The organism is Ramlibacter sp. bp-362 (assembly GCF_054956735.1).
In genome coordinates, this window is record NZ_JBUDXE010000021.1 from 1 (window position 1) to 25260 (window position 25260).

The following is a 25260-nucleotide window of genomic DNA, read 5'->3' on the forward strand; positions in this document are numbered from 1 at the left end:
GCTCACCGCCACCCTACGAAAACCCGGACTTCGTAGGGTGGCGGTGAGCGCAGCGAACCCCACCATCCCCTCCCCGGATCTCGTAGGGTGGCGGTGAGCGCAGCGAACCCCACCGCCCGCCTCATCCGATCATCGGCAGGTTCAACTGGTGCTCCCGCGCGCAAGCGACGGCCTCTTCGTACCCCGCGTCCGCATGCCGCATCACCCCCGTCGCCGGGTCGTTCCACAGCACGCGCCCGATCCTCTCCGCCGCTTCCGCCGTGCCGTCGCACACGATCACCACGCCGGCATGCTGCGAGTAACCCATGCCGACGCCGCCGCCGTGGTGGAAACTCACCCAGCTGGCGCCGCTCGCGGTGTTGAGGAGCGCATTGAGCAGCGGCCAGTCGCTCACGGCGTCGCTGCCGTCGCGCATGGCCTCGGTCTCGCGGTTGGGCGACGCGACCGAGCCGCTGTCCAGGTGGTCGCGGCCGATCACGATCGGCGCTTTCAGCTCGCCGCGCTTCACCATCTCGTTGAAGGCCAGGCCCGCGCGATGCCGCTCGCCCAGGCCGATCCAGCAGATGCGCGCCGGCAGGCCCTGGAAGGCGATGCGCTCGCCGGCCATGTCGAGCCAGCGGTGCAGGTGCCTGTTCTGCGGGAACAGCTCCTTCATCTTCGCGTCGGTCCTGCGGATGTCCTCCGGGTCGCCGGACAGCGCGACCCAGCGGAAGGGGCCGATGCCGCGGCAGAACAGCGGCCGGATGTACGCGGGCACGAAGCCGGGATACGCGAACGCGTCCACCACGCCGAAGTCGTGCGCCACCTGGCGCAGGTTGTTGCCGTAGTCCACCGTCGGCACGCCCATCGCGTGGAAGGCGAGCATCGCGCGCACGTGCCGCGCGCAGGATTCGCCGGCGGCCTGCTTCAGGCGCGCGTGTTGCGACGGGTCCTTCTGCGCGGCCTGCCACTGCTCCACCGTCCAGCCCGCGGGCAGGTAGCCGTTGATGATGTCGTGGGCCGAGGTCTGGTCGGTGACGATGTCGGGGCGCGGTCCGCCGGCCTGGGCGCGGCGCGCGAGTTCCGGCACGACCTCCGCGGCATTGCCGCACAGGGCGATCGACACGGCCTCCTTGCGGCTGGTGTGGTGCTGGATGAGCGCGAGCGCCTCGTCGAGGTCCTTCGCCTGCTGGTCGAGGTACTTGGTGCGCAGGCGGAAATCGATGCGCGACTGCTGGCACTCGATGTTGAGCGAGCAGGCACCGGCGAAGGAGGCCGCGAGCGGCTGCGCGCCGCCCATGCCGCCCAGCCCCGCGGTCAGCACCCAGCGGCCGGCAAGATCGCCGCCGTAGTGCTGCCGGCCGGCCTCCGCGAAGGTCTCGTAGGTGCCCTGCACGATGCCCTGCGTGCCGATGTAGATCCAGCTGCCGGCCGTCATCTGCCCGTACATCATCAGGCCTTGCCGGTCGAGCTCGTTGAAGTGCTCCCAGGTTGCCCACTTCGGCACCAGGTTGGAATTGGCGATCAGCACGCGCGGTGCACCGGCGTGCGTGCGGAACACGCCCACCGGCTTGCCGGACTGGATGAGCAGCGTCTCGTCCGCCTGCAGGCGGCGCAGCGTCGCGAGGATGGCCTCGAAGCAGGGCCAGTTGCGCGCCGCCTTGCCGATGCCGCCGTACACGACCAGCTGGTCCGGGTTCTCGGCCACGGCCGGGTCCAGGTTGTTCTGGATCATGCGGTAGGCCGCCTCGACCTGCCAGTTGGCGCAGCTCAGCTGGCTGCCGCGCGGCGCCTGCACGGGCCGCGGCCCGGCGGCGAGGAAGGGGGTTTCGGACAGGTCGGACATGGCGTGCTCCCCGGGGCGCGAGCTGTGTACACAAGCTGGCGTTCCGGGAGCAGCATAGCGCCGATGCACCTCTTCGGGACCGGCCACGACGCACCGCGCCAGCTCTGCCGCGTCTGGACGAACGCGCGCATCGCCACGATGGCCGCGGACGCGGCCACGCCCTACGGCCTCATCACCGACGGCGCGCTCGCGGTGCAGGACGGCCGCATCGCCTGGGTCGGGGAGCGCGCTGCCTTGCCCGAGGCGCTGCGCCGCGGCGCGGCGGAGCACGATGCGCAGGGCGCCCTCATCACGCCCGGCCTGGTCGACTGCCACACCCACCTGGTGTACGGCGGCGACCGCGCCGGCGAGTTCGAGGCGCGGCTGAACGGCGCCAGCTACGAGGAGATCGCGCGGGCCGGCGGCGGCATCGTGTCCACCGTGGCGGCCACGCGCGCTGCCGACGAGGCAAGCCTGCTGCATGCCTCGCGCCGCCGCCTGCGCGCGCTGCTGGCCGAGGGCGTGACCACGCTCGAGGTCAAGTCGGGCTACGGCCTGTCGCTGGAAGCGGAGGCCAGGTGCCTGCGCGTCGCGCGGCAGCTGGGGCGCGAGGAGCGCGTGGACGTTCGCACCACCTTCCTCGGCGCGCACGCGCTGCCGCCCGAGTTCCGCGATCGTGCCGACGACTACGTCGACGAGGTCTGCCGCATGCTGCCGCAGCTGCACGCGCAGGGGCTGGTCGACGCCGTCGATGCGTTCTGCGAATCGATCGCCTTCTCGACTGCGCAGGTGCGCCGCGTGTTCGAGGCGGCCCACGCGCTGGGCCTGCCGGTCAAGCTGCACGCCGAGCAGCTGAGCGACAGCGGCGGCGCAGCACTCGCGGCCTCCTTCGGCGCGCTCAGCGCCGACCACCTGGAGTGGCTCGGCGAGGCCGGCGCGCAGGCCATGGCGGGGGCGGGCACCGTCGCCGTGCTGCTTCCGGGCGCCTTCTATTTCCTGCGCGAGACGCGGCTGCCGCCGGTGGCGCTGCTGCGTTCGCACGGCGTTCCCGTCGCGATCTCCACCGACTGCAACCCGGGCAGCTCGCCCTGCACCTCCCTGCTGCTGATGCTGAACATGGCCTGCACGCTGTTCCGGCTCACGCCCGAGGAAGCGCTGGCCGGGGTCACGCGCAACGCCGCCCGCGCACTGGGCCTGCCGGACCGCGGTACGCTCGCGCCCGGGCTGCGCGCCGACTTCGTCCTCTGGGACGTGCGGCAGCCCGCCGAACTGGCCTACGCGATCGGCCTCAACCCCTGCCGCGCCACCTTCGTGGAAGGACAAGAACGATGACTTGCAGCCTGCACCGCGGCTCCGTTCCGCTGCTGGTGAGCATTCCCCACATGGGCACCGACATCCCGCAGGAACTGCGGGGCGGCTACGTCGAGCGCGCGCTGGAAGCGGAAGACACCGACTGGCACCTGGACCGGCTGTACGCGTTCGCGCGGGAGCTGGGCGCGAGCATCCTGCAGCCCACCGTGTCGCGCTACGTGATCGACCTGAACCGGCCGCCGGACGACACGCCCATGTACCCCGGGGCGTCCAACACCGAGCTGTGCCCTTCGCGCTTCTTCACCGGCGATCCGCTGTACCGCGAGGGCGCCGCGCCGACGCCCGAGCAGCAGCGCGAGCGCCACGCCCGCTGGTGGGTGCCCTACCACCAGGCGCTGCAGGCGGAGATCGCCCGCCTGCAGGCGCAGCACGGCTACGCGCTGCTGTGGGACGCACACAGCATCCGCGCCGAGATCCCGTGGCTGTTCGAGGGCCGCCTGCCGGACCTCAACATCGGCACGGCCGACGGGCGCAGCGCCGACCCGTCCATCACGGCGGCGGTCGCGGCCGCCGCCGCGCGGCATCCGGAATTCACGCACGTGGTCAACGGCCGCTTCAAGGGCGGCTACATCACGCGCCAGTACGGCCGTCCCGCGGAGCGGGTGCACGCGGTCCAGCTGGAGATGTGCCAGTGCACCTACATGCGCGAAGCCCCGCCCTGGGACTACGACGCGGCGCGCGCCGCGCGCGTGCAGCCGGTCGTGCGGGCCATGGTGCAGGCGGCGCAGGAGGCCGCGCGTTCGCTCCATGGCTGAAGCACGCCGCTTCTTCGCGCCGCTCGCCTGGATCGACGGCGGCTGGGCACGCGACGTGCTGCTGGTTGCGGCCCCCGACGGCGCATGGTCGCAGGTGCGCCCCGGCTGCCCCGCAAACGAACGTGCGGGCGCGGAGGTCCTGCCCGGCCCCGTGCTGCCCGGGCTCGTGAACGGCCACAGCCATGCCTTCCAGCGCGCTATGGCGGGGCTCGCCGAGCGCGCCGCGCCGCAGCGCGAGGACTTCTGGAGCTGGCGCGACCGGATGTACGCGGCGGCCCTGCGCATCGGCCCCGCGCAGCTGGAGGCGATCGCCGCCTTCCTGTACGCCGAGCTGCGGGCCGCCGGCTTCACGCAGGTCTGCGAGTTCCACTACCTGCACAACGACGCCGACGGCCATCCCTACGCGGACCCGGCGGAGATGGCGCTGGCGCTGGTGCGCGCGGCGCAGCGCGCGGGCATCGGCCTCACGCTGCTGCCCACCCTGTACATGCGCTCCGGCTTCGGGGCGCGAGGGCTGCGCGAGGACCAGCGGCGCTTCGCGTCCACGCCGGAAAGCGTGATGCGCATCGCGGAGGCCGTGCAGCGCCTGGGCGCGAGCAACGTGAACGCCGGCATCGCGCTGCATTCGCTTCGCGCGGTGGACGATGGCGCGCTGCGCGAGTGCGCCGCGGCGGCGCGCGCGGGCGGCCTGCCGGTGCACATCCACGTGGCCGAGCAGCAGCTGGAAGTGGACGACTGCCTGCGGCACCATGGCCTGCGCCCGGTCGAATGGCTGCTGCGGCATGCGGGCGTGGATGCCGGCTGGAACCTGGTGCACGCGACGCAGGCGCAGCCGGACGAACTGGCTGCGCTGGCGCGCACCGGCGCGAGCATCGTGCTGTGCCCGAGCACCGAAGCCAACCTTGGCGACGGCGTGTTCGACCTGCCCGCCTGGCTGGCCGCGCAGGGGCGCTGGACGATCGGCTCCGACAGCCACGTCACGCGCAGCTGGATCGGGGAGCTGCGCCTGCTCGAATACTCGCAGCGCTTCGTGCTGCGTCGGCGCAATGTCGCGGCCCGCGAAGGCGGCGCGGAAAGCACGGCGGGCGTGCTGCTGCAAGGCGCGCTGTCGGGCGCGGGCACGGCGGCGGGCCTGCCCTGCGCGGGGATCGCGATGGGGCAGCGCGCGGATTTCGCGGTGATCGACTCCAGTGCGCCGGCAGTGGCCGGTGTCCCCGAAGAGGCGCTGCTCGATGCGCTGGTGTTTTCCGCGCCGGCGCCGGCGATGGCGCGCGTGGTCGTGGCGGGGCAGGACGCGGGCGATCCGCTGCCGCGGGACGAATACGTCGCCGCGATGCGGGCGATCTGGGCGAGGTGATTGCTGGGGTTCGCCTGGCGGCTCACCGCCAGCCTACGGCTTACGGTTCGTCGAGTGCCGGTCTTCGTAGGCTGGCGGTGAGCCGCAGGCGAACCCCAGCAACCCTCAAACCATCAACTCGATCACGAACGGCGCCTGCTGCCGCAGGCTCGCCGCGAACAGGTCGGCGCATTCCTCCATCGTCGTCGCCCGCGCCGCCTCCACGCCCATGCCGTTGGCGAGCTGCACCCACGACAGCTCCGGATCGCCGAGGTCCAGCATGCGCAGCGCCGTCGGCCCGGGCGTCGCGCCGACGCCCTTGTACTCGCCTTGCAGGATCGCGTACTTGCGGTTGGCCAGCAGGATGGTGGTGACGGGCAGCCGCTCGCGCGCCTGCGTCCACAGCGCCTGCAGCGAGTACATCGCCGAGCCGTCGGCCTGCAGGCCGATCACGCGCCTTTGTCCGCCCGCGCCGATCGCGGCACCCGTGGCGACCGGCAGGCCGTCGCCGATGGCGCCGCCGCCCAGGTGCAGCCAGTCGTGCGGCGGCGCCGCGTGCGTGGGCCCGTAGAAGCCGCGGCCGTAGGAGACGCTTTCGTCGGACACGATCGCGTGCTCCGGCATCAGCGCGGCCAACGTCTGCGCCAGCTTCTCGGGCGTGGGCGCGCCGCTCGCGACCTGCGGGCGCGGGCCGGCGTCGGGCAGCGGCGCCTCGGGCGCAGCCAGTGCTTCGACCAGGGCGCGCAGCGCGGCCACCGCGTCCTGGCCCGGGCGCGACAGGACGTGCAGTTGCGCGTCGGGCGGATACTGCGTCGACGGCAGGCCCGGATACGCGAAGAAACCGACCGGCGCCTTCGCATGCACCAGCACGATGTGCTCGAAGCCCTGCAGCGCCTCGATGGCCATCTGCGTCTTGTACGGCACGCGCTGCAGCGGCAGGCGGCCGCGCCCGCGGGCGACGCTGGCATTGACGTAATCGGCCATCAGCCGCGCGCCCGTCGCCTGCGCGATGCGCCAGGCGAGCGCCTGCGCCTCCGGCTGCACGGCCTCGCCGGCCAGCAGCAACAGCACCTTGCGGCTCGCACGCAGCACGCGCGCCGCCCGTTCGACGCACGAGGGGTCGAGCGGCACGCAGGCCGGCACCGGCAGCGGCGCGGCCACCACGCCGCCCTCGTTCCACGAGGCGTCGGAAGGCAGGATCAGCGTGGCGACCTGTCCCGGCGGCGTGCGCGCCGCCTGCACGGCCGCCGCCGCGTCGCGGCCCACGTCCTCGGCCCGGCTGCTGGTGCGCACCCACGCGGACATGGTGCGCGCGAGCGCATCGGTGTCCGCCGTCAGCGGCGCATCGTGCGGGCGATGGAAGGTCGCCTGGTCGCCGACGATGTTGACGATGCCACTGCGCGCGCGCCGCGCGTTGTGCAGGTTGCCCAGGCCGTTGGCCAGGCCCGGCCCGCAGTGGAGCAGCGTGCAGGCCGGCTTGCCCGCGATGCGCCAGTAGCCGTCGGCCATGCCGGTGACCACGTTCTCCTGCAGGCCCAGCACGCAGCGCATGCCGGCGCCCTGGTCCAGCGCCGCGACGAAGTGCATCTCGCTGGTGCCGGGATTGGCGAAGCAGGTGTCCACGCCCGAGGCGAGGAGCGTGTCGACGAGGCTGCGGGCGCCGTTCATGGCGGGTTCCCTGGGCTGCACATCCTGCGGATGGTAGCCGCAGCCCGGCGCCGGCGCCGCCGTCAGAGCAGCGGCGCGTCCTTCTCCTTCTCGCCGGCGATCAGGAAGGACTGTTCAGGGTGCCGGCGAGCGCGAAGCCGGCGGCGAGGCCGCACCCGTCGAGGGCCTGCGCGAGCATGCCGAGCGTGACCGGGGTGCCCTCGCTCGTCTCGCTCGTCGCTTCCATTCCTACTCCAGGCCGTTCACGACCTGCAGTTCCACCTCCGCCCCGATGTCGCGGTCCTTCGCGATCTCCAGGTACTCGGGCGACCGGAACAGCCGCAGGGCCGCGTCGGCGTCCGGGAATTGCAGCAGCACGACGCGGTCGCACGGCGGCCCCGCCAGGGCGACCGGGTGGTTGTCGCCGGCCAGCAGCACGCCGCCGTAGGCCGGCAGCAGGGGATTCAGGGCCGTGGAATAGCGCTGGTAGGCGGCGGGGTCCTTGTAGCGCAGGAAACCGAGGGCGTAGGCGGGCATGGGTCGTTCCTTCCTGCTGCGAGAATAACGCCAGCAGATCGGCGGCCGGCCAGCGGCCGCGGCAATCACCCCGGAAGTCCACAGGATGATCAGCATCGACACCGTCTTCGGCCCCACCGGCCACACCAACTGGCTGCAGGAAAGCGCGCGCGCCGCGGTCGTCTTCGTTTACGGCCTCGTCCTGGTCCGCGTCGCCGGCCGGCGCGTGTTCGGGCAGTGGACGGCCCTCGACATCATCGTCGCGATCGTCACGGGCTCCACCCTCAGCCGGGCGCTGACGGGCAACGCCGACCTGTTCGGCACGCTTGCCGCCACCACCCTCCTGATGGTGCTGCACTGGGCGCTGTCCCGCGCTTCCTCGCGCTGGCCTTCGGTGTCGCGCCTGCTGGAAGGCGGGCCGGTGCGCCTTGCGCACGAGGGCCGCGTGGACGGCGCCATGCTGCAGCGGCACGCGGTCAGCCAGGCGACCCTGCAGGAAGCGGTGCGCCGCGCGGGCCTGGACCATGCCGAGGAGGCGCGCCTGATCGTGCTGGAAGCCAGCGGGAACATCACGGTCGTGAAGAACTGAGCGCGCGCGACGGAGGATGCACTAGGCGTCGACCAGGTAGCCGCGCACCAGCACGGTCTGGCGGCCTGGCCGCAGCGACTGCAGCGTGCCGACGAACAGCCGGCGGTTCAGCCAGGCATGCGGCCCTTCGGGCGCGGTCACCTGGATGCGCGACATGGCATAGCGCTGCGGCTGCACCGTGTCGTCCACCAGCACCTGGTTCAGCACGGTCAGGACCGCGCCATCGTCCGTCTCCATCTCGTACTCGGCGCGCAGCTCCTTGATGCCGTCGGCGCGCAGCAGCTGCCGGTCTGCCCCGCCTGCGCGTACGCGTCCACCTAGTGCTTCGTAGCCCGGCGCTCCCCAGAAGCGGCCGCCCGTGATCGGCACGATCCAGCGTTCGCCCAGGGGCGAACTGCCCAGTGCCTCCCGTTCCGCCACGTCGACAGCGGCGCTCCACACCAGCGTGGCGCGCGGCTGCGGCACGGGCAGGGCCGCGGCCAGCGCCTGCAGCGGCGCGAGATCATCGGTGGGGTCCACCTGCATTCCTTTCCTTGCTTCGGGGGTTCGCAGCGTACTTCAGCAGGAAATCCGCCAGCCGCGTCGTCGCCGCGCCCACGTCCTGCTGCGGCAGCATCAGGCCGATCGGCTCGAAGGGCATCGCCTCGCGCATCTTCAGCACCGCCAGCTCGCCGCTGTCGACGAGGTGCGCGACCACAGAATAGGGAACGATCGTCAGCAGCGGCTGGCGGCGCAGCAGCGCCCAGGTGAGCGCGGGGATGCGCGTGATCACCTGGCAGATGCGCAGCTCGCCCGCGAAGGGCTCCATGATCGCGTCGAAGCGCTTGCGCGCCGCCGCGCCGGCCGGGGACGGCAGCCAGGTCTCGCCGGCCACGTCGTCCCAATCGAGCTGGCGCCGGCGCACCAGCGGATGGTCGGCGCTGCAGGCGACGACGAAGCGGTCGGGGACGAGGGCGCGGAAGTCCCAGCCCTCCGGCAGCACCGCGGGCTGCCGGCAGCTGACCATGTCGACCTCGCCGCGCGAGATCGCGAGCATCTGGTCGTCGATCTCCGCTTCCTTCATCTGCACCTGGATCGCGGGCACGGCGCGGTTGAAGTCGGGCAGCGCGCGCACCAGCAGGCCATTCACGGCCGCCGTCGTCGCCATCAGGCGTACCACGCCCTCGCCGGCGCCGTGCCGCGCCGCCACCGCTTCCGCGCTGGCCGCCAGCCCCAGCAGCATCTGCCGGGCGAGCGGCAGCACGTCTGCGCAGGCGGGCGTGGGACGCACGCCGCGCGCGTGCCGGTGGAACAGCGGAACCTCCAGCATGCGCTCGAGGTCGGCCAGGACCTGCGTGACCCCCGGCTGCGTCATGCCCACCGCTTCGGCCGTGCGGCGCACGCTCCCCAGCTCGCCGAGCTGCACGAGCACCTGCACGTGGCGGAAGCGCGCGCGGGCCAGCAGCCGGTTCAGGAGGACGGAGGCGGGTTGGTGCAAGGTATAAGCAACCGTGATCGCAGAGGCGCCGATTCTATTGGCCGCTGAAGGCTGGCGCACCCAGAATCCCGCCACCACTGAAGGAGACAAGATGACCGTGCGACTCACCCGCCGCCAGTTGCTGGCCACCTGCGCCGCCGGCGCCGCCCCCTGGCTTGCGAGCGCCGCGCCGGCGGCGGGCTATCCCACGCGGCCGGTGCGCCTGCTGGTCGGCGCGCCGCCCGGAGGCCCGTCGGACTTCCTGGCGCGCATCTTCGGCGACAGCGTCGGTCCCGTGCTCGGTGGCAGCTTCGTGGTGGAGAACCGCCCCGGCGCCAGCGGCACGCTCGCCGCCGACCTGGCCGCGAAGTCCGCGCCCGACGGGCACACGTTGCTGGTCTCCGGCCCGTCGGGTATCAGCGTCGCGCCGCACCTGTTCCCGAAGCTGCCCTACGACCCCGCCGCCGATTTCGCGCCGATCAACATGCTGGGCGCGGGCGCCTTCGCGCTGGTGGTCCATCCCTCGCTGCCGGTGAAGAACGTGGCCGAACTGATCGCCTACGCGAAGGCGAAGCCGGGCGCGATCTCCTTCGGCTCCGGCGGCAACGGCTCCTCCGGCCACCTGTGCACCGAACTGTTCTCCTCCCTGGCCGGCGTGAAGATGCTGCACGTGCCGTACAAGGGTGACGGCCAGGCCGTCGCCGACCTGCTGGGCGGCCAGATCCAGCTGATGTTCACGGCGCCCAACGTCGCGATGGCCAACGTGAAGGCCGGCAAGCTGCGCCTGCTGGCCGTGACCACGCGCGACCGCGTTTCGTCCATGCCCGACGTGCCGACCGTGCACGAATCGGGGCTGCGCGACTTCGAATACCTCGGCTGGATCATCACCTTCGCGCCGGCGGCCACGCCCAGGCCGGTGCTGGAGGCGCTCTCCGCGAGCTGGCAGAAGGTGCGCACCACGCCCGCCGTTCGGACGAAGCTGGAGGAACTGGCGATGGTCGCGCCCGACCGCCTGGTGGCGGGCGAGCCGCTGCGTCAGTTCCTGCGGGCGGAGAGCACGCGCCTGGGCAAGGTGATCCGGGACGCCGGCATCCGGGTCGAGTGATGGAGCGCGCGCTGCTGCCCAACGGGGTGGAGCTGCACTACCAGCGCGCCGGGGCGGGCACGCCGCTCGTGTTCATCCACGGCGCCATGGGCGATTGGCGTTCCTGGGAGGCGCAGTGGTCGGCCTTCACCGCGCGCTACGATTGCGTGACCTACAGCCGTCGCTACAGCCATCCCAACCGCAACGACATGCCTTCGCCGCGCCATTCGGCGCTGGACGAGGCGGAGGACCTCCGCCTGCTGCTGGATGCGCTCGGCTGGCAGCGCGCCATTCTCGTCGGCAGCTCGTACGGCGGCTTCACGGCGCTGGCCCTCGCCGTGGCCCACCCGCAGCGCGTGCAGGCGGTGGTCGCGGTGGAACCGCCGATGATGCGTTACGCGGAGCTCACCGAAGCGGGCCGGCAGGCGCGTGCCGCGTTCCGCCGCGACACCATCGAACCCGCGAACGCGGCCTTTCGCGCCGGGCAGGACGAACTGGCCGGCCGCATCATGACCGGTGGCATCAACGGCGCGGGCGCCCCGGCCGGCAGCACGGAGGCGATGCAGCGGCGCCTGCAGAACCTGCGGGCGATGAAGATGCTGGCCTTGTCGGAGGACGAATTCCCGCTGCTGCCGCCGACGGCCTTGGCGGCGCTGGAGATGCCGGTGCTGCTGCTGTCGGGAGAGGACACGCCGGCGATCCACCGCGAGATCTTCGCCAGCGTGGCCGCACACATGCCGCGCGCCGAAGCGCGCCGGGTGCCCGGGGCCGGGCACGGCGTGAGCCGCGAGCAGCCGCAGGTGTTCAATGAACGCGTGCTGGAGTTCCTGCAGCGTCGGGTCTGAGCCGCCGGGGGCGCGGGCCGGCGACCGGACTAGACTGCGGCGCTCATGAACAACACCTTGCTCAAGGGCCTGGCGGTCCTGGAACTCCTTTCGCGCAGCCCCCGGCCGCTGACGCTGACGCAGATCGGCAAGGAGCTGGGCATGGGCAAGAGCAACGTGCACCGCCTGATGCAGGCCCTGGTGGACACGCGCTTCGTGCTGCGCGACGAGGAAAGCGCCACCTACACGCCGTCCATCAAGCTGTGGGAGCTCGGGTCCGCCGTCCTCGGCAAGCTGGACCTGCGGCGGCACGCGGAACGGCAAATGGAAAGCCTGATGGAGCTGACGGGCGAGAGCGTCCACCTCTCCGTGCTCGACGGGATCGAGGTGGTCTACGTGCACAAGGTCGACAGCGCCAGCCCGGTGCGGGCGTACACGCAGATCGGCGGGCGCGTGCCGGCCTACTGCGTGGCCACCGGCAAGGCGCAGCTCGCGTTCGCCGGCGACCACGTGCTCGAGACCGCCTGCGCCGCGCTGCGCCGCCACACGGACAGCACGATCACCGAGCGCGGCGCCTTCCTGAAGGACATGCAGAAGGTGCGCGAGCGCGGCTACGCGACCAACCGGGCGGAATGGCGCGAAGGCGTCTGGGGCATCGCGGCGCCCATCATGGACATGCGCGGCTTCGTGATCGCCGCCGTGGGCATCTCCGGGCCCGCGGCGGGTTTCCGCAAGTCGGTGCTGCCGGCCTGGGCCGATGCGGTGATGGCGACGGCCTCCGCGATCTCCGACGCGCTGGGCAGCGGCCATCCGCGCACGACGCTGAACCGCGTGCGCCTGGCCGCGCCGCTCAGCCCCCGGCGCGCCGCCGGCGGCGCAGCGACTTCACGGCCTCGGTGACCGCCGACGCGAAGGCGGTCGGCCGCTGCGCGAACGACAGCAACGTGAACTCCACGCCCGGCAGCGCGGGCCGGACCTGCAGGACTTCCAGCTTGCCGAGCGAGACCTCGGCGCCGTAGTAGTCGCAGGGCAGCCAGCCCACGCCCTGCCCCTGCGCCACCAGGCGCGCGATGACTTCCATGCTGTTGCAGGTGATCGCGGGCTCGAAGCGGGCGCCGCCCGCCTTGAACCACGCCTTGAGGCCGGCGTGGTGGATGGAGTCCGGCGGGAACGAGATCACGGGATGGGCCGCGATCTCGCGGGGCCCCAGGTCCGCGCCGCCCGCGCCGAGCGCGGGACTCGCCATCCACGCGAACCGCTCCTCGCCCACAGGCTCGCAGCGCAGTTCGTCGTCCTCCAGCCGGCCCGCGACGATGGCGACGTCGAGGTGGGACGAGCGCAGTTTCTGCACCAGCGTCTTCGACAGGCCGACGTCCACTTCCAGCTGCAGGGCGGGATGGCGCGCGCGCAGCTCGCGCAGCAGCGCCGGCAGCCAGGTCCCCGCGACCACGCCGACCGCGCCCAGGCGCAGCGTCCCGGTGAGCGAGGACCGGTCCGAGATGCGCTCGCGCAGCTGCTCCAGCGCGCCCACCACCTGCCTGGACATGCCGAACAGCTCGCGCCCCTTGGGCGTGAGCTGCGCGCGGTGGGCGCTGCGGTCGAACAGCTCGACGCCGAAGAAATGTTCCAGGTCCTTGACGCGCGCCGAGACCGTGGACTGCGTGGTGTGCAGCGCATCGGCGGCGGCGGCGAAGCTGCCCTGCTCGACGATCTGGACGAAGGTTTCCAGTTGCTTGAGGTTCATCGCTGGCGGCGATGAAACCCCATCGCCCGAATTCGTTGGCAAGTCTAGCGGGCGCTTCCTAGACTGTCCCCGTCCCATCCCATCGCCCACCCAGGAGACCCCATGCAGGCCAGCGCCACGATCCTCGACGAGACCCACGACAGCCCATCCGCCATCCCGCGCGAGCCGCTTCGCGGCGCCATTGCCTGGACGGCGGCGACCCTGAAGCCGCAGGACGGCATGGTGAAGATCGGCGAGGAGGCCCTGCGCGAGCTGCGCGGCATGGTGGCGGTGCTGCGGGACAACCCGCTGCCGATCCAGATGCTCGAGCCCGGCGCCTTCCGCATCGACGCCTGCCGCCGCATGATGGCGACCGTCAAGGAGACGCTGGAGAACGGCGTCGGCTTCGTCATCATCGACAAGCTGCCGATGGACGAGTTCTCCAAGGAGGAGGCCAAGGCCGTCTACTGGGTCCTGTCCCAGCTCGTCTCGCGCCCGGTCGCCCAGAGCTGGGACGGCAAGATGGTCTACGACGTGACCGATCTCGGCAAGCCGCCGGGCAACGGCGTGCGGCCCGACGTGACCAACGCGGAGCAGAACTTCCATACCGACAACAGCTACAACCTGTGCGCGCCGGACTACGTGTCGCTGCTGTGCCTGCGGCCGGCGAAGGAAGGCGGCATCAGCAGCATCGTGAGCTTCCACTCCGTCTACAACGAGATGCTCGCGAAGCACCCGAAGCTGGTCGACCGCCTGTTCGCGCCCTACCTGTTCGACCGCAACAAGGAACACGCGCCCGACGCGCCGCCGGTGATCAGCCATCCGCTGATGCAGGTCGTGGGCGGGCGCCTCACCAGCCGCCTCTCGCACCGGCACGTGGTCAACGGCTACAGGATGGCCGGCGTCGAACTCGACCCGCTGGGCGAGGAAGCCCTGGAGACGCTCGAGGCGACGATGAACCAGGCGCACCTCATCCGTGAGTTCTTCTTCGAACCGGGCCAGATCCAGATCGTGGACAACCGCCGCCTCGGCCACCGCCGCACCGGCTACACGGATTTCGCCGAGGCCGACCGCAAGCGCCACCTGGTGCGCCTGTGGCTGCGCACCGAAGGCCGCCGCTTCTACAACGGCTAGGGTTCCCAAATGCGGAACAATTGACCCGTCTCCGGGAACGGTGGGACAGTCGTCGCGCCCTGTGACGACATTCCAACCCACGGAGACACCATGCAACGACGCGACCTCCTCTGCGCTGCACTCGCCACGCTGGCCGCCGGCCCCTCCCTCGCCGAGGACTGGCCGGCCAAGCCCATCCGCATGATCGTGCCCTACCCGCCCGGGGGCGCCAACGACATCACCGCGCGCATCTACGGGCAGCACCTGTCGGACGCGCTGGGCCAGTCGGTCGTGATCGAGAACCGCGCCGGCGCGGGCGGCGAGATCGGCGCGGACCTCGCCGCCAAGGCGCCCGCCGACGGCTACACGCTGCTGTTCGCCGCGATCGGCAGCCTCACCATCCACGCCGTCGCCGCGACCCACAAGCCCTACGACCTGAAGACCGACCTGCTGCCGGTCTCCATGGGCGCGGGCGTGCCGCTGGCCCTGGCCGTGCGCTCGTCGCTGCCGGTGAACAGCGTCAAGGAGTTCATCGCCTACGCGAAGGCCCAGAAGAAGCCGCTGACCTACGGCTCGGCCGGCAACGGCTCCACGCAGCACATGACCGGCGAATACTTCAAGCAGGCCGCGGGCGTCAAGCTCGTGCACGTCCCGTACAAGGGCAGCGGCCCCGCGATGACGGACCTGCTGGGCGGGCAGATCGACGTCGTGTTCGAGACGCTGCCGGCCCTGAGCGCCCACTACAAGAACCCCAAGATCAAGATCCTGGCCGTGACGAGCGCGAGCCGCAGCGACATGCTGCCCGACCTGCCCACGCTGAGCGAATCCGGCGTGCCCGGCTTCGACGTCACCACCTACTACGGCCTGCTGGCGCCCAAGGGCACGCCCAAGGCGATCGTCGACCAGGTGTCCGCCGCGATGCAGGCCGCCGCGAAGAAGCCGGAACTGCTGGCCGCGATGACCAAGGCCGGCGCGCAGGCCGTCGCGACCACGCCCGAGCGCATGGACATGATGCTCAAGGGAGAGATCGCGAAATGGGGGCGCGTCCAGGAGACGGCGCAGGTGAAGCTTTGAAGGAAAAGGCAACGATGCTCCCGGTTCCCCTGCCGCTGAAGGGCGTGCGCGTCATCGAGGTCTGCAACGTCGCGGCCGGCCCCTTCTGCGGCATGCTGCTCGCCGACATGGGCGCCGACGTGGTGAAGGTCGAGAACCCCGAGGGGGGCGACACGCTGCGCAGCTGGCCGCCCATCAACGACGGCTACAGCGAGAACTTCGCCTCCCTCAACCGCAACAAGCGCTCCGTCACGCTCAACCTCAAGGAGCCCGCCGACGTGGAGGTCTTCCGCCGGCTGGCGCAGGAAGCGCAGGTGGTGATCGAGAACAACCGGCCGGGGGTGATGGACCGCCTCGGCGTCGGCTACCAGGCCCTGCGCGAAGTCAACCCCGCGCTCGTCTACTGCTCGATCTCGGCCTACGGCCAGAGCGGCCCGCGCTCGCAGGAAGGCGGCTTCGACCTGACCATCCAGGCGATGAGCGGGATCATGAGCGTCACCGGCGAGCCGGGACGCCCGCCGGTGAAGTGCGGCGTGCCCCTGGCCGACTTCTCCGCCGGCCTGTACGGCGCGCTCGGCATCGTCGGCGCGCTGCGGCACGCCGAAGCCACGGGCGAAGGCACCCACCTCGACGTGCCCATGCTGGGCGCGACGCTCGGCATCGCCGCGCTGCAGACCTCGGAATACTTCGGCAGCGGCCGCGATCCCGTGCCGCTCGGCTCGGCCCACCCGCGCAATGCGCCCTACCGCGTGTTCCGCAGCAAGGACGGCTTCTTCGGCATGGCCGCCGGCAACAACGCCCTGTGGAAATCCGTGTGCGAGGTGGTCGGCCGGCCCGACCTGCTGGCCGACGAGCGCTTCGGTTCGCCGACGCTGCGCGCGAAGCACCAGGACGCCCTGCTCGCGATCCTCGAGGAGGAGTTCGCGCATGCCGACACGGCCACCTGGCTGCAGCGCTTCCGCGACGCCGGCGTGCCCAGCGCGCCGATCAACAGCTATTCGCAGGTCCTGGCGGATCCGCAGGTCGAACACATGGGGTGGGTGCAGCCGCTGGAACTGCCGAACGGCGTGCGCACGCGCACCTTCGCCTCGCCGCTGCGCTATTCCGGTCGCGGCCTGCCGGTGCGGCAGCGCCCGCCCGCGCTGGGCGAGCACAACGACGAGGTGCTGGGCCCGCTGCGCGCGGATGCGGAGGCGCTGCGATGAGCGCCGCCAGCCTGCAGCGCGACGGCGAGGCCTGGACGGTTTCGCTTGCGCGGCCCGAGAAGCGCAATGCGCTGTCCGCGGAGCTGGTGGAGGAACTGATCGCCATCGTGGAGCGCGCCCCCGCCGAAGGGGCCAAGGTCCTGGTGTTCCGGGGCGAGGGCAAGAACTTCAGCGCGGGCTTCGATTTTTCCGACTGGGAGCAGCAGACCGAGGGCGACCTCGTGCTGCGCTTCGTCCGGCTGGAGATGCTGCTGCAGGCGGTCGCCGCCTCGCCCTGCCTCACCGTGGCGCTGGCCCACGGCCGCAACTTCGGCGCGGGCGTGGACCTCGTCGCGTCCTGCCGCCAGCGCCATGCCACGGGCGACAGCAGCTTCCGCATGCCGGGCCTGAAGTTCGGGCTGGTGCTCGGCACGCGCCGCTTCGGCGAGATCGTGGGCCGCGAGCAGGCTTCGGCCCTGCAGGAAGAAGCGGCGACGTTCGACGCGGCGCGCGCGCAGCAGCTCGGCTTCCTGCACGGGATCGCCGAGCAGGACGCGTGGCCGCAGGTGGTGGAGCGGGCCCGTGCCAAGGCCGCGGCCCTGCCGGAATGGAGCCGCAACGCACTCTACGATGTGCTCTCTTCGCGCGAGGCGGACACCGACCTCGCGTGGCTGGTGCGCTCGGCGGCGCGGCCGGGATTGAAGCAGCGGATCGCGGACTACCTGCGCGCCGCATAGGAGATAGACATGGGCAGTGGATTCGGAGCTTCCGCCAAGCAGCGGGAACTGAAGGACCTGGTGGCGATGGTGCCGGACGGCGCCTCGCTGGCGCTGGGGGGCAGCTTCCTGCACCGCGGGCCGTTCGCCTTCGTGCGCGAACTGATCCGCCAGGGCAAGACGGACCTGGAGATCGTGAAGCAATCGCCGGGCTACGACATCGACATCCTGTGCCGCGCGGGCAGCGTGCGCAAGGTGCGCGCCGGCATCGTGGCGATGGAAGGCAACTTCGGCCTGGCGCCCTACTACCGGCGCGCCATCGAGAGCGGCGCGGCGAAGCTCGAGGAGCATGCCTGCGCCAGCCTCACCGCCGGCCTGCGCGCGGCGGCCTTCGGCATTCCCTTCCAGCCTTGCGGCGGCCTGCACGGCAGCGACATCCCCGCCCTCAACGGCTGGAAGTGCCTGGAGGATCCTTACGGGGAAGGCCCGCCGGTGTGGGTGATCCCCGCGATCCAGCCGGACTTCGCGGTGATCCATGCGACCGAGGTCGACGCGCAGGGCAACGTCCGCGTGGCCGGCACCCACCACTGGGACCGCATCATGACCCGCGCCGCGAAGAGCGTGCTCGTGGTCGCCGAGAAGCTCGTCGACACGTCCGTGTTCACCGCGCAGCCCGAGTCCACGCTGGTGCCGCACTTCATGGTGCAGGCCTTCGCCATCGTGCCGCGCGGCGCCTGGCCCGGCTCGTGCTGGCCGCTGTACGAGATCGACTATCCCGCGGTGGAGGCCTACCTGCCGCAAGGCGACGCGATCCTGGCCGAACATCTTTCGCAGGCCCCCGAGGCCCAGGAGGCAGTCCGTGGCTGAGTGGTCCCCCTTCTCCTTCATCGTCACCAACCTGGCGCGCTTCATCCGTCCCGACGAGATCACGTTCAGCGGCGTCAATTCCACGATGCCCATGCTGGCCTGCCTGATGGCCAAGCGCGCCTACGACTTCGACTTCACGTACATCAACGTCGCGGGCGGCGTGGACCCCGTTCCCTCGAAGATCCCGATCTCCAGCTCCGATCCCGTGCTCGCGGAGCAGTCCGCCTCGATCTTCGCGAACGAGGATTTCTACGACCTGTGCACGCGCGGCCGCATGGACCTGACCTTCCTCGGCGCGGCGCAGATCGACGGCGAGGGCTGCGCCAACAACTCCGCCATCGGCGACTGGCACCACCCCAAGGTGCGCCTGCCCGGCGGCGGCGGCGGCGCCGTGATGCTGCCCACCGCCCGGCGTTCGTGCACCTGGCGCACCGAACACTCGCGGCGCACGCTGGTGGAGAAGCTCGACTTTCGCACCTCCTGGGGCGGTTTCCACGGCGTGGTCACGCCCATCGCCGTGTTCGTCAAGCGCGAAGGCCGGCTGGCCCTGCAGTCCTGGCACCCGGAAGCGAGCCTCGATGAGGTGCGCGACCGCACCGCCTTCCGCTTCGACGCCACGGGCGCCGTGCCGACGCCGCCGCCGACGCAGCGCGAACGCGAGGCGCTGGCCTCGCTGGACCCGCAGGGGCAGTTCGAGCGCGACGCCGCCGTCAAGCTGCGATGAGCATGGCCGCGGCGCCCGCGCACCTGGTCGAGATCTTCCGCACGGCCTGGACGGAGCCTTCCCGCGCGGACCTGCCCGCGCTGGAGGACGAGGACCGCCGCTACACCTACGCCGGACTGCACGACGCGGTCGGCCGGCGCGCCGGCTGGCTGCGCGCGCAGGGCGTGCGCGAAGGCGACCGCATCGCCATCGCCATGGAACGCGGCGCCGATCTCGCCCTGTGCATCCTCGGTGCGATGGCGGCGGGCGCCTGCCCCTGCCCGCTGGAGCCGAAGCTGGGGGCCGAGGAAGCGCAGCGGCGCACGCGCGTCGCGGGACTGAAGTGGATCGTGTTCGATGGGGCCAACGCCGCGGACGCCGAATGCGCCGGCATCGCGCCGGAGCGCCGCCTCCCGTTCGCCGCCGATCCCGGGACTGCCGCGTACTGGACGCAACGGCTCGCGCCGGACAGCGACGGCTTCCTGCTGTTCACTTCCGGCAGCAGCGGCAAGCCCAAGGGCGTGCTGCAGAACCATCGCGGCATGCTCGCGAACACGCGGGGCATCATCCGGCACACCGGGCTCGGGGCGGCGGACCGGCTGCTTCACGTCATGCCCCTGCACCACACCAACGGCGTCAACAACCAGCTGCTGGCGCCGCTCGCGGCCGGCAGCAGCGTCGTGCTGGCCAGCCGCTTCAAGGCGGAGCAGATGCCCGGGCAGCTGGCGCGCCACCGGCCGACGATCGTCACGGGCGTGCCGACCATGTACTCGCGCATGCTGCCGCTGGACTTCCCGCGCGAGACGCTCGCCTCGCTGCGCATGCTGCGCTGCGGATCCGCGCCGATCACGGCGGAACTGCACCGCCGCATCGAGGAGAAGTTCGGCCTGCCGCTGGTGATCTCGTACGGCCTGTCCGAAGCCACCTGCACTTCCACGATGAACCCGCCGGACCGGCGCAAGCTCGGCTCCGTGGGCACGGTGCTCGACGGCCAGTCGGTGTTCCTGCGCGCTGCCGACGGCAGCACCATCTCGACGCCCGACACGGACGGCGAGATCTGCATCGCCGGCCCCACGCTGATGACCGGCTACCTGCTCGACGACGGCGACGGCAGGCCGCAGGCGGCAAGCGAAGCGCTGCGCACCGGCGACCTGGGGCGCTTCGACGACGAGGGCTACCTGTTCATCACGGGGCGGCTGAAGGACGTGATCATCCGCGGCGGCGAGAACCTGTCGCCCAACCTGATCGAGGAGGCCATCGCCACCGTGCCCGGCGTCGCCGCCTGCTGCGTCGTCGGCAAGGCCCATGCGGACCTCGGCGAGGTGCCCGTCGCGGTCATCGTGCGCCAGCCCGGACCGGAAGGCAGCATGCTGGCGGCGGAGGCCGTGCGGCGGGCCGTGGAATCGGCGCTCTCGCGCATCCACCAGCCGGCCGAGACCTACTTCGTCGATGCGCTGCCCGAGAACGGGACGGGCAAGGTGGATCGCAAGGCGCTGCGCGAGAGCGTGGCAGGCTGGGCGCCCGATGCTCACATGGAGCGGCCCGCCATCGCGCGCAGCAGCGTGTAGTGCGCCCGCAGGGGACGAAGCGCCCTCCTGCGTGGAGGGCTCACGCTTTTGCCACCGGCAGGAACACGAGAAGGCATGCGCCTCCCAAGGCCATGCCCGCCACCACGTCGGCCGGGTAGTGCACCCCCAGATACACGCGGCTGAAGGCGACCAGCAGCACCATGCCGAGGGCGGCCGCGGCGGCGAGTCCGCGCGCGAGCGGAGCGCGGATGTGCTCCAGCGCCAGCACGCAGACGGTCCCGTAGAACAGCGTCGAGGCCACCGCATGGCCGCTCGGGAAGCTGTAGGTCGCCAGCTGCACGGCCGGATCGGCCCAGGTCGGGCGCGCGCGCTGGAACAGGTGCTTCACGCCCACGTTGAGCAGCATGCCCGCAGGGACGACCAGCAGCGCGCGCGCCGAAGCCCGGTCGCGGCGCGCGAGGCGCCACAGCGCCAGCGCCGCGGTGACGGCGAGCAGCTTGACCGTCTCGTGCAGCTCGCTCACCAGCACCATGGCGTGCGTGAGCCCCGCATCGCGGTGCGCCGCGAACCAGTTGCTCGCGTCCTGGTCCAGCTCCAGCATCGGCCCGTGCAGCAGCACCTGCGCCGCCAGCAGCGCGAACACCGCCAGGCAGAAGCAGGCGAGCCCGAGCTGCCGCCTGCGCCTCAGGCGCCGGCCGGGAAGGGAAGCGTCGGGTGCGGCCATGCCGGCAAGTCCTGCAAGGGGCGCGCGCGGCCGGCCGCCAGCGCCGCGGCGAAGGCCGGCAGCGTGCGCGACGGGTCCTCGCCCAGGCCGCGCACGATGCAGACGCCGTCGCAGCCGGTGGAGGCCGCCGCCTCCACTTCGCGCGGGCCGAGGATGCCGCCGATGGCGGTCACCGGCACGCCGGCCGCGCGGCGCCACCAGGCCAGGTTGTCCAGGCCTTGCGGCAGCCAGGGCATGTCCTTGGTGAGCGTCGGCCACACCGGCCCGCACGCGATGTAGCGCGGCGACAGCGTGCGGGCGCGCGCCAGCTCCCACAGGCTGTGCGAGCTGATCCCCAGGTCCATGCCGCTCGCGCGCAGTTCGGCGCGGCCCGCGTCGCCGAGGGCCAGCAGGTCCTCCTGGCCCAGGTGCACGCCGCCGGCACCCAGTTCGCGCGCGAGCCGCCAGTGGTCGTTGACGAACAGCTCGGCGCCGCACGCGGCGCAGTCTTCGATGGCTTGCCGCACCTGCTCCCGCAGCATGGCGTGCCAGGCTTCGTCGGGCGCGGCCGGCGTCTTGATGCGCAGCTGCACCGTGCGCACGCCGGCGTCCAGTACCTGGCGCAGGCGCTCCGCACTGTCCACGATCGCGTAGAGATCCAGGCGCCGCTGCGCGGGCGGCGTCGCCGGTGCTTCCGGCGGCTGCTCGCCCCAGGACAGCAGCGGCAGCGCGTGCGGCGAAGCCATGCGCGCGACGATGAGCGCGTCGGCGGCGACGAAGCCTTGCGCGAGCGCGCGGCGCGTCGCTGCGATCGATGCGTCAGCGTCTTGCGCAGGACTGCCAAGCCAGCCGCGCGCATGCTCCGTCTCGATCCAGTCCAGGCCGTCCCGCGCGCCCACGATGCACACGGCGATCGCGCCCTGCGCCCGCAAGGCCTGCGCCACCGCCGGCGCTTCGCCCGCCACGCCGGCGCGGCGGCGCGCCTCCGGCAGCGCGCAGATCACCAGTCCTTCATCCTTCATCGCATCACCAATCCACCATCCACGACGAGCACCTGGCCCGTGACGAAACCGCTCCACGGCGAGCCCAGGAACACGACCGGCCCGGCCACGTCTTCCGGCCGCGCCAGCCGGCGCAGCGGCGTCGCCGCCATCAGCGCCTCGCGGAAGTGCGCGCGCGTGCCTTCGCTGCCTTCCGTGGGATACACGAGCCCCGGCGCGACGCAGTTCACGCGCACGCCCAGCGGCCCGAGTTCGCTCGCCAGGTTGCGGCTGAAGCCGACCAGCGCGGACTTCGCCGTCGTGTAGTCGTGGTAGGGCACGACCGGGTTCTCCACGAGGTCGCTCACGATGTTCACGATGGCGCCGGCCGCGCGCCGGCGGAAGTGCGGCAGCACGGCCTGGCAGGCGTGGAAGGCCGCGCCCACCGAGCCGTCGAACTGCGCCTGGTAGTCCGCCCAGGAGACGTCGCCGAAGGCCTTGCGCCGCTCCGGATCGAAGGCGTAGGCGCGGAAGGCGTTGTTCACCAGCACGTCGATGCGCCCCGCCTCGTCGACCACGCGCTGCACGAGCGCCTGCACTTCGGCGGGCTGCGTCACGTCGGCCTGCACGGCGAAGGCGTCGCCGCCCGCTTCGCGGCACTGCCGCACGACCTCCTGCGCCGCGTCCTCGCGCCGCAGGTAATTGAGCGCCACGGTGGCCTGCTGCGCGGCGAAGGCCCGCGCGATCGCCGCGCCGATGCCGCGGCTCGCGCCGGTGACCAGCACCACCTGGCCGGCGAGGTTCATCCCGCCCCTCCCGGCAGCAGGTCCTGGCTCACGACCTTTGCGACGTCGATCCTGCCGCTCACCAGGCCGAGCTTGCGGTAGGTCTCGGCGGCCGCCTGCAGCGACGCGACGTCGAGCGCGCCCAGGCCGTTCTTGCGCGTCAGCCTGGAGACGCTCGCCGCGTTGCGCAGCTTGATGATCTCCAGGTTCAGCGTGGGATCGCTGCCATCGATCGCGCGCTTCTCAGCGAGCTGTGCCGCCTCGTCCGGCCGCGTCATCATCCACAGCGCCGCGTCACGATAGGCGCGCAGGAAGCGCTGCAGCAGCGCGCGCTTCGCCCGGTAGGTTTCCTCGCGCACCACGAACAGGTCGCTGGACACGGGCAGGTACTTGCCGACCTCCATCACGTCCACGTCCGGCAGGCCGCGCCGGCGGCCGACCAGCAGGCCGGTGTCGGTGGCCGCCGTCGCGTCCACCTGGCCCTGCATCAGCGGCGCGAAGTTCAGCACCCCGGTGACGACCACCGTGACGTCCGACTCGGACAGCCCCGCCGTGTGCAGCAGCACCTGCAGCGCCTGGCGGGTGCCGCTCGCGAGGCTGTACACGCCGATCTTCCTGCCCTTCAGGTCCGCCGGCTTCGCGATGCGGCTGCCTTTCAGCGACACGATGTTGAACACGTTCTGCGGGTAGATGTCGTAGATCGCCCGCAGCCGCGCACCCTTGTCGATCGCCGCGAAGAACGACCCCGGGTCGCTGAAGGCGACGTCGGCCTGGCCGCTGAGGATGTTGCGGATCGCGTCGGCGCTGCCGGCGCCCGGCACGTATTCCAGCGCGAGGCCCTGCGCGCGGTAGAAGCCCTTGTCCTCGTCGACCAGCAGCGGCGTGATCTCGGTGATGGGCTTGCTCCAGCCGGCGACGACGAAGCGTTCCAGGCGCTGCGCGCCCTGCGCCCAGCTGGCGAGCGGGCTGGCGAGCAGTGCGGCCAGCAGTTGCCGGCGGGTGGCGGGTTCCATGACGTTCTCCTCAGGAAGTTCGGGTAAAGGGCAGCAGCAGCCAGCGCTCCAGCAGCAGCGTGGCCTGGTAGGCGAGCAGGCCCAGCGCGGCGATCAGCACCAGCACGGCGAACATCAGCGCCGTGTCCATGGTGCCTTGCGAGGCGATCACCAGCGCGCCGAGCCCCTGGCTGGCGCCGATGAATTCGCCGACGACGGCGCCGACCAGCGCCAGCACGACGGCCACGCGCAGGCCGGCCAGGATGGCGGGCAGCCCGGAGGGCAGCTTCAGGCGCCAGAGCGTCTGCGCGCGCGTGGCCCCGAGCAGGCGGAACAGCTCCAGCCGGTCGGCCGGCACCTGCTGCAGCGCGGTCAGCGTGTTCTCCATCAGCGGGAAGAAGCAGATCAGGGCCGTGATCACGACGGTGGACGTCATGCCGAAGCCGAACCACAGCACGAACAGCGGCGCCAGCGCGAGCTTCGGGATCACCTGGCTGGCCACGACGTAGGGCATCAGCAGCCGCCGCAGCGGCGCGACTTCGCCGAGCGCCACGCCGGCGGCGAAGCCGAAGCCGCAGCCGGCCAGCACGCCCAAGAGGAGCTCCGCCGTGGTCGCGCGCAGGTGCGGCCAGAAGTAGCCGCTGGCGAGGCCGTGCCACAGCGACTGCGCGATGGCCGAGGGCGGCGGCAGCACGAGGGCGGGCAGGCGCAGTGCGCGGCACGCGGCCTCCCACGCGAGCAGCAGCGCCGCGGCGAGCAGCAGCGCGCCGGCATGCCCCGCGAGGTCGCGCCGCTTCATGCTTCGGCCGCCTCCAGGTGCAGCGCCGAGCGGACGTGCGCGCAGTAGCGGGCGAACGCGGCGCTCGTACGCACGGCGGCGCTGCGCTGCGGCAGATCGATCGCGATCTCCTGCGCGATCCGGCCGGCATCGACCACGTCCACGCGGTCCGCCAGATAGACGGCCTCGGCGATGTCGTGCGTGACGAACAGCACGCCGGTGCCACGGTCGCGGCACATCTGCAGCAGGTCGCGCTGCAACTCCTCGCGCGTGATCGCGTCGAGCGCGGCGAAGGGCTCGTCCAGGAGCAGCAGCACCGGCTGCAGGATCAGCGCGCGGGCCAGCGCCACGCGGCTCTGCTGGCCGCCGGAGAGCTGGCGCGGATACTTGCGCGCGTGCTCGGCGAGCCCCAGCTGCTGCAGCAGTTGCTGCGCGCGTTCGCGGTCTTCGCCGCGCGTGCGACGGTGCAGCGAGACCGGCAGCAGCACGTTGTCGATCACGCGCAGCCATTCCAGCAGGTTGGGCGACTGGAAGACGAAACCGATCTCCGGTCCGGCGGCGGCATGGGTCTTGCCGCGGAACCGCACCGTGCCGGCTTCCGGCTGCAGCAGGCCCGCGGCGAGCTTCAGCAGCGTGGTCTTGCCGCAGCCGCTGCGGCCCACCAGGCAGTGGAAGGCGCCGGACGCGACGGTGAGGTCCGCGCCGGCCACGGTGGCGGGCCAACCGGGAAAAGCGAAGCGCACGCCGCGCAT

General features: G+C 72.0%; 27 protein-coding genes. 14 read left to right on the plus strand and 13 right to left on the minus strand.

What is annotated here, in order from left to right; all coding sequences use genetic code 11:
* Positions 1 to 121 precede the first annotated feature (121 nt).
* A complete protein-coding gene (hutU, locus tag ACY0MJ_RS20465; protein ID WP_462640395.1) occupies positions 122 to 1825 on the minus strand; it encodes a urocanate hydratase in 1704 nt (567 codons plus the stop codon).
* A 63-nt stretch (positions 1826 to 1888) separates the two neighbouring features.
* Here hutU and hutI point away from each other — a divergent pair, with 63 nt between their 5' ends.
* The 3 genes from hutI to ACY0MJ_RS20480 are packed head-to-tail and all read left to right on the plus strand — an operon-like array spanning position 1889 to position 5287.
* Entirely contained in the window at positions 1889 to 3136 is a 1248-nt protein-coding gene (gene hutI, locus ACY0MJ_RS20470; protein ID WP_462640396.1) for an imidazolonepropionase, read from the plus strand.
* Complete coding sequence (gene hutG / locus ACY0MJ_RS20475) at positions 3133 to 3930, plus strand: N-formylglutamate deformylase (protein WP_462640397.1); 798 nt, start codon at positions 3133 to 3135, stop codon at positions 3928 to 3930. Before hutI ends, hutG begins: the two co-directional genes overlap by 4 nt.
* Complete coding sequence (locus ACY0MJ_RS20480; protein ID WP_462640398.1) at positions 3923 to 5287, plus strand: formimidoylglutamate deiminase; 1365 nt, start codon at positions 3923 to 3925, stop codon at positions 5285 to 5287. Before hutG ends, ACY0MJ_RS20480 begins: the two co-directional genes overlap by 8 nt.
* A 105-nt stretch (positions 5288 to 5392) precedes the next feature.
* Here the strand turns inward: ACY0MJ_RS20480 and ACY0MJ_RS20485 are convergent, their stop codons facing one another.
* The 3 genes from ACY0MJ_RS20485 to ACY0MJ_RS20495 form a co-directional block, all read right to left on the minus strand.
* Positions 5393 to 6934 (minus strand): acetolactate synthase large subunit, encoded by a 1542-nt coding sequence (locus tag ACY0MJ_RS20485; RefSeq protein ID WP_462640399.1) that lies wholly within the window; start codon positions 6932 to 6934, stop codon positions 5393 to 5395.
* A 100-nt stretch (positions 6935 to 7034) separates the two neighbouring features.
* Positions 7035 to 7160 carry a hypothetical protein gene (locus ACY0MJ_RS20490; RefSeq protein WP_462640400.1) on the minus strand — a complete coding sequence of 42 codons (126 nt, stop codon included), beginning with the start codon at positions 7158 to 7160 and terminating at the stop codon, positions 7035 to 7037.
* Between the two features lie 2 nt (positions 7161 to 7162).
* Entirely contained in the window at positions 7163 to 7450 is a 288-nt protein-coding gene (locus tag ACY0MJ_RS20495; RefSeq protein ID WP_462640401.1) for a DUF1330 domain-containing protein, read from the minus strand.
* Positions 7451 to 7535: 85 nt separating this feature from the next.
* Between ACY0MJ_RS20495 and ACY0MJ_RS20500 the strand changes: the two genes are divergently transcribed.
* Positions 7536 to 8018 carry a DUF421 domain-containing protein gene (locus ACY0MJ_RS20500; RefSeq protein ID WP_462640402.1) on the plus strand — a complete coding sequence of 161 codons (483 nt, stop codon included), beginning with the start codon at positions 7536 to 7538 and terminating at the stop codon, positions 8016 to 8018.
* Positions 8019 to 8039: 21 nt separating this feature from the next.
* On the opposite strand, the gene ACY0MJ_RS20505 is transcribed toward ACY0MJ_RS20500, so the two are convergent.
* Positions 8040 to 8537 carry a DUF3237 family protein gene (locus tag ACY0MJ_RS20505; protein ID WP_462640403.1) on the minus strand — a complete coding sequence of 166 codons (498 nt, stop codon included), beginning with the start codon at positions 8535 to 8537 and terminating at the stop codon, positions 8040 to 8042.
* Positions 8521 to 9495, minus strand: coding sequence for a LysR family transcriptional regulator (locus tag ACY0MJ_RS20510; protein ID WP_462640404.1), 975 nt, complete (start codon positions 9493 to 9495; stop codon positions 8521 to 8523). Before ACY0MJ_RS20510 ends, ACY0MJ_RS20505 begins: the two co-directional genes overlap by 17 nt.
* Before the next feature lie 91 nt (positions 9496 to 9586).
* Between ACY0MJ_RS20510 and ACY0MJ_RS20515 the strand changes: the two genes are divergently transcribed.
* The 3 genes from ACY0MJ_RS20515 to ACY0MJ_RS20525 are packed head-to-tail and all read left to right on the plus strand — an operon-like array spanning position 9587 to position 12282.
* Entirely contained in the window at positions 9587 to 10579 is a 993-nt protein-coding gene (locus tag ACY0MJ_RS20515) for a Bug family tripartite tricarboxylate transporter substrate binding protein (protein ID WP_462640405.1), read from the plus strand.
* A complete protein-coding gene (locus tag ACY0MJ_RS20520) occupies positions 10579 to 11403 on the plus strand; it encodes an alpha/beta fold hydrolase (RefSeq protein WP_462640406.1) in 825 nt (274 codons plus the stop codon). Before ACY0MJ_RS20515 ends, ACY0MJ_RS20520 begins: the two co-directional genes overlap by 1 nt.
* A gap of 45 nt (positions 11404 to 11448) precedes the next feature.
* On the plus strand, positions 11449 to 12282 hold the full coding sequence (locus tag ACY0MJ_RS20525; protein ID WP_462640407.1) for an IclR family transcriptional regulator: 834 nt from the start codon (positions 11449 to 11451) through the stop codon (positions 12280 to 12282).
* Here the strand turns inward: ACY0MJ_RS20525 and ACY0MJ_RS20530 are convergent.
* Entirely contained in the window at positions 12233 to 13126 is an 894-nt protein-coding gene (locus ACY0MJ_RS20530) for a LysR family transcriptional regulator (RefSeq protein WP_462640408.1), read from the minus strand. The two genes, ACY0MJ_RS20525 and ACY0MJ_RS20530, sit on opposite strands and share 50 nt — an antisense overlap.
* Positions 13127 to 13228: 102 nt before the next feature.
* Here ACY0MJ_RS20530 and ACY0MJ_RS20535 point away from each other — a divergent pair, with 102 nt between their 5' ends.
* The 7 genes from ACY0MJ_RS20535 (at position 13229) to ACY0MJ_RS20565 (ending at position 20309) form a co-directional block, all read left to right on the plus strand.
* Positions 13229 to 14239 (plus strand): TauD/TfdA family dioxygenase, encoded by a 1011-nt coding sequence (locus ACY0MJ_RS20535; RefSeq protein WP_462640409.1) that lies wholly within the window; start codon positions 13229 to 13231, stop codon positions 14237 to 14239.
* Positions 14240 to 14329: 90 nt separating this feature from the next.
* Positions 14330 to 15292, plus strand: a complete 963-nt coding sequence (locus ACY0MJ_RS20540; RefSeq protein WP_462640410.1) for a Bug family tripartite tricarboxylate transporter substrate binding protein — start codon at positions 14330 to 14332, stop codon at positions 15290 to 15292.
* A gap of 14 nt (positions 15293 to 15306) precedes the next feature.
* Positions 15307 to 16476 (plus strand): CaiB/BaiF CoA transferase family protein, encoded by a 1170-nt coding sequence (locus ACY0MJ_RS20545; protein WP_462640411.1) that lies wholly within the window; start codon positions 15307 to 15309, stop codon positions 16474 to 16476.
* Positions 16473 to 17192: an enoyl-CoA hydratase/isomerase family protein gene (locus ACY0MJ_RS20550; RefSeq protein ID WP_462640412.1), complete on the plus strand. Its 720-nt coding sequence runs from the start codon at positions 16473 to 16475 to the stop codon at positions 17190 to 17192. The genes ACY0MJ_RS20545 and ACY0MJ_RS20550 overlap by 4 nt, the downstream gene beginning before the upstream one ends.
* Positions 17193 to 17201: 9 nt before the next feature.
* On the plus strand, positions 17202 to 18038 hold the full coding sequence (locus ACY0MJ_RS20555) for a CoA transferase subunit A (protein WP_462640413.1): 837 nt from the start codon (positions 17202 to 17204) through the stop codon (positions 18036 to 18038).
* Positions 18031 to 18762: a CoA-transferase subunit beta gene (locus ACY0MJ_RS20560; protein WP_462640414.1), complete on the plus strand. Its 732-nt coding sequence runs from the start codon at positions 18031 to 18033 to the stop codon at positions 18760 to 18762. Before ACY0MJ_RS20555 ends, ACY0MJ_RS20560 begins: the two co-directional genes overlap by 8 nt.
* A gap of 2 nt (positions 18763 to 18764) precedes the next feature.
* On the plus strand, positions 18765 to 20309 hold the full coding sequence (locus ACY0MJ_RS20565) for a class I adenylate-forming enzyme family protein (protein ID WP_462640415.1): 1545 nt from the start codon (positions 18765 to 18767) through the stop codon (positions 20307 to 20309).
* A gap of 40 nt (positions 20310 to 20349) precedes the next feature.
* Here ACY0MJ_RS20565 and ACY0MJ_RS20570 read toward each other — a convergent pair whose 3' ends face one another.
* The 6 genes from ACY0MJ_RS20570 to ACY0MJ_RS20595 are packed head-to-tail and all read right to left on the minus strand — an operon-like array spanning position 20350 to position 25260.
* On the minus strand, positions 20350 to 20994 hold the full coding sequence (locus ACY0MJ_RS20570; protein WP_462640416.1) for a phosphatase PAP2 family protein: 645 nt from the start codon (positions 20992 to 20994) through the stop codon (positions 20350 to 20352).
* A complete protein-coding gene (locus ACY0MJ_RS20575) occupies positions 20955 to 21995 on the minus strand; it encodes a thiamine phosphate synthase (RefSeq protein WP_462640417.1) in 1041 nt (346 codons plus the stop codon). The genes ACY0MJ_RS20570 and ACY0MJ_RS20575 overlap by 40 nt, the downstream gene beginning before the upstream one ends.
* A complete protein-coding gene (locus tag ACY0MJ_RS20580) occupies positions 21992 to 22759 on the minus strand; it encodes an SDR family oxidoreductase (RefSeq protein WP_462640418.1) in 768 nt (255 codons plus the stop codon). The genes ACY0MJ_RS20575 and ACY0MJ_RS20580 overlap by 4 nt, the downstream gene beginning before the upstream one ends.
* Entirely contained in the window at positions 22756 to 23751 is a 996-nt protein-coding gene (locus ACY0MJ_RS20585) for an ABC transporter substrate-binding protein (protein WP_462640419.1), read from the minus strand. Before ACY0MJ_RS20585 ends, ACY0MJ_RS20580 begins: the two co-directional genes overlap by 4 nt.
* A gap of 10 nt (positions 23752 to 23761) precedes the next feature.
* Positions 23762 to 24529, minus strand: a complete 768-nt coding sequence (locus tag ACY0MJ_RS20590) for an ABC transporter permease (protein WP_462640420.1) — start codon at positions 24527 to 24529, stop codon at positions 23762 to 23764.
* Positions 24526 to 25260 (minus strand): ABC transporter ATP-binding protein, encoded by a 735-nt coding sequence (locus ACY0MJ_RS20595; RefSeq protein ID WP_462640457.1) that lies wholly within the window; start codon positions 25258 to 25260, stop codon positions 24526 to 24528. The genes ACY0MJ_RS20590 and ACY0MJ_RS20595 overlap by 4 nt, the downstream gene beginning before the upstream one ends.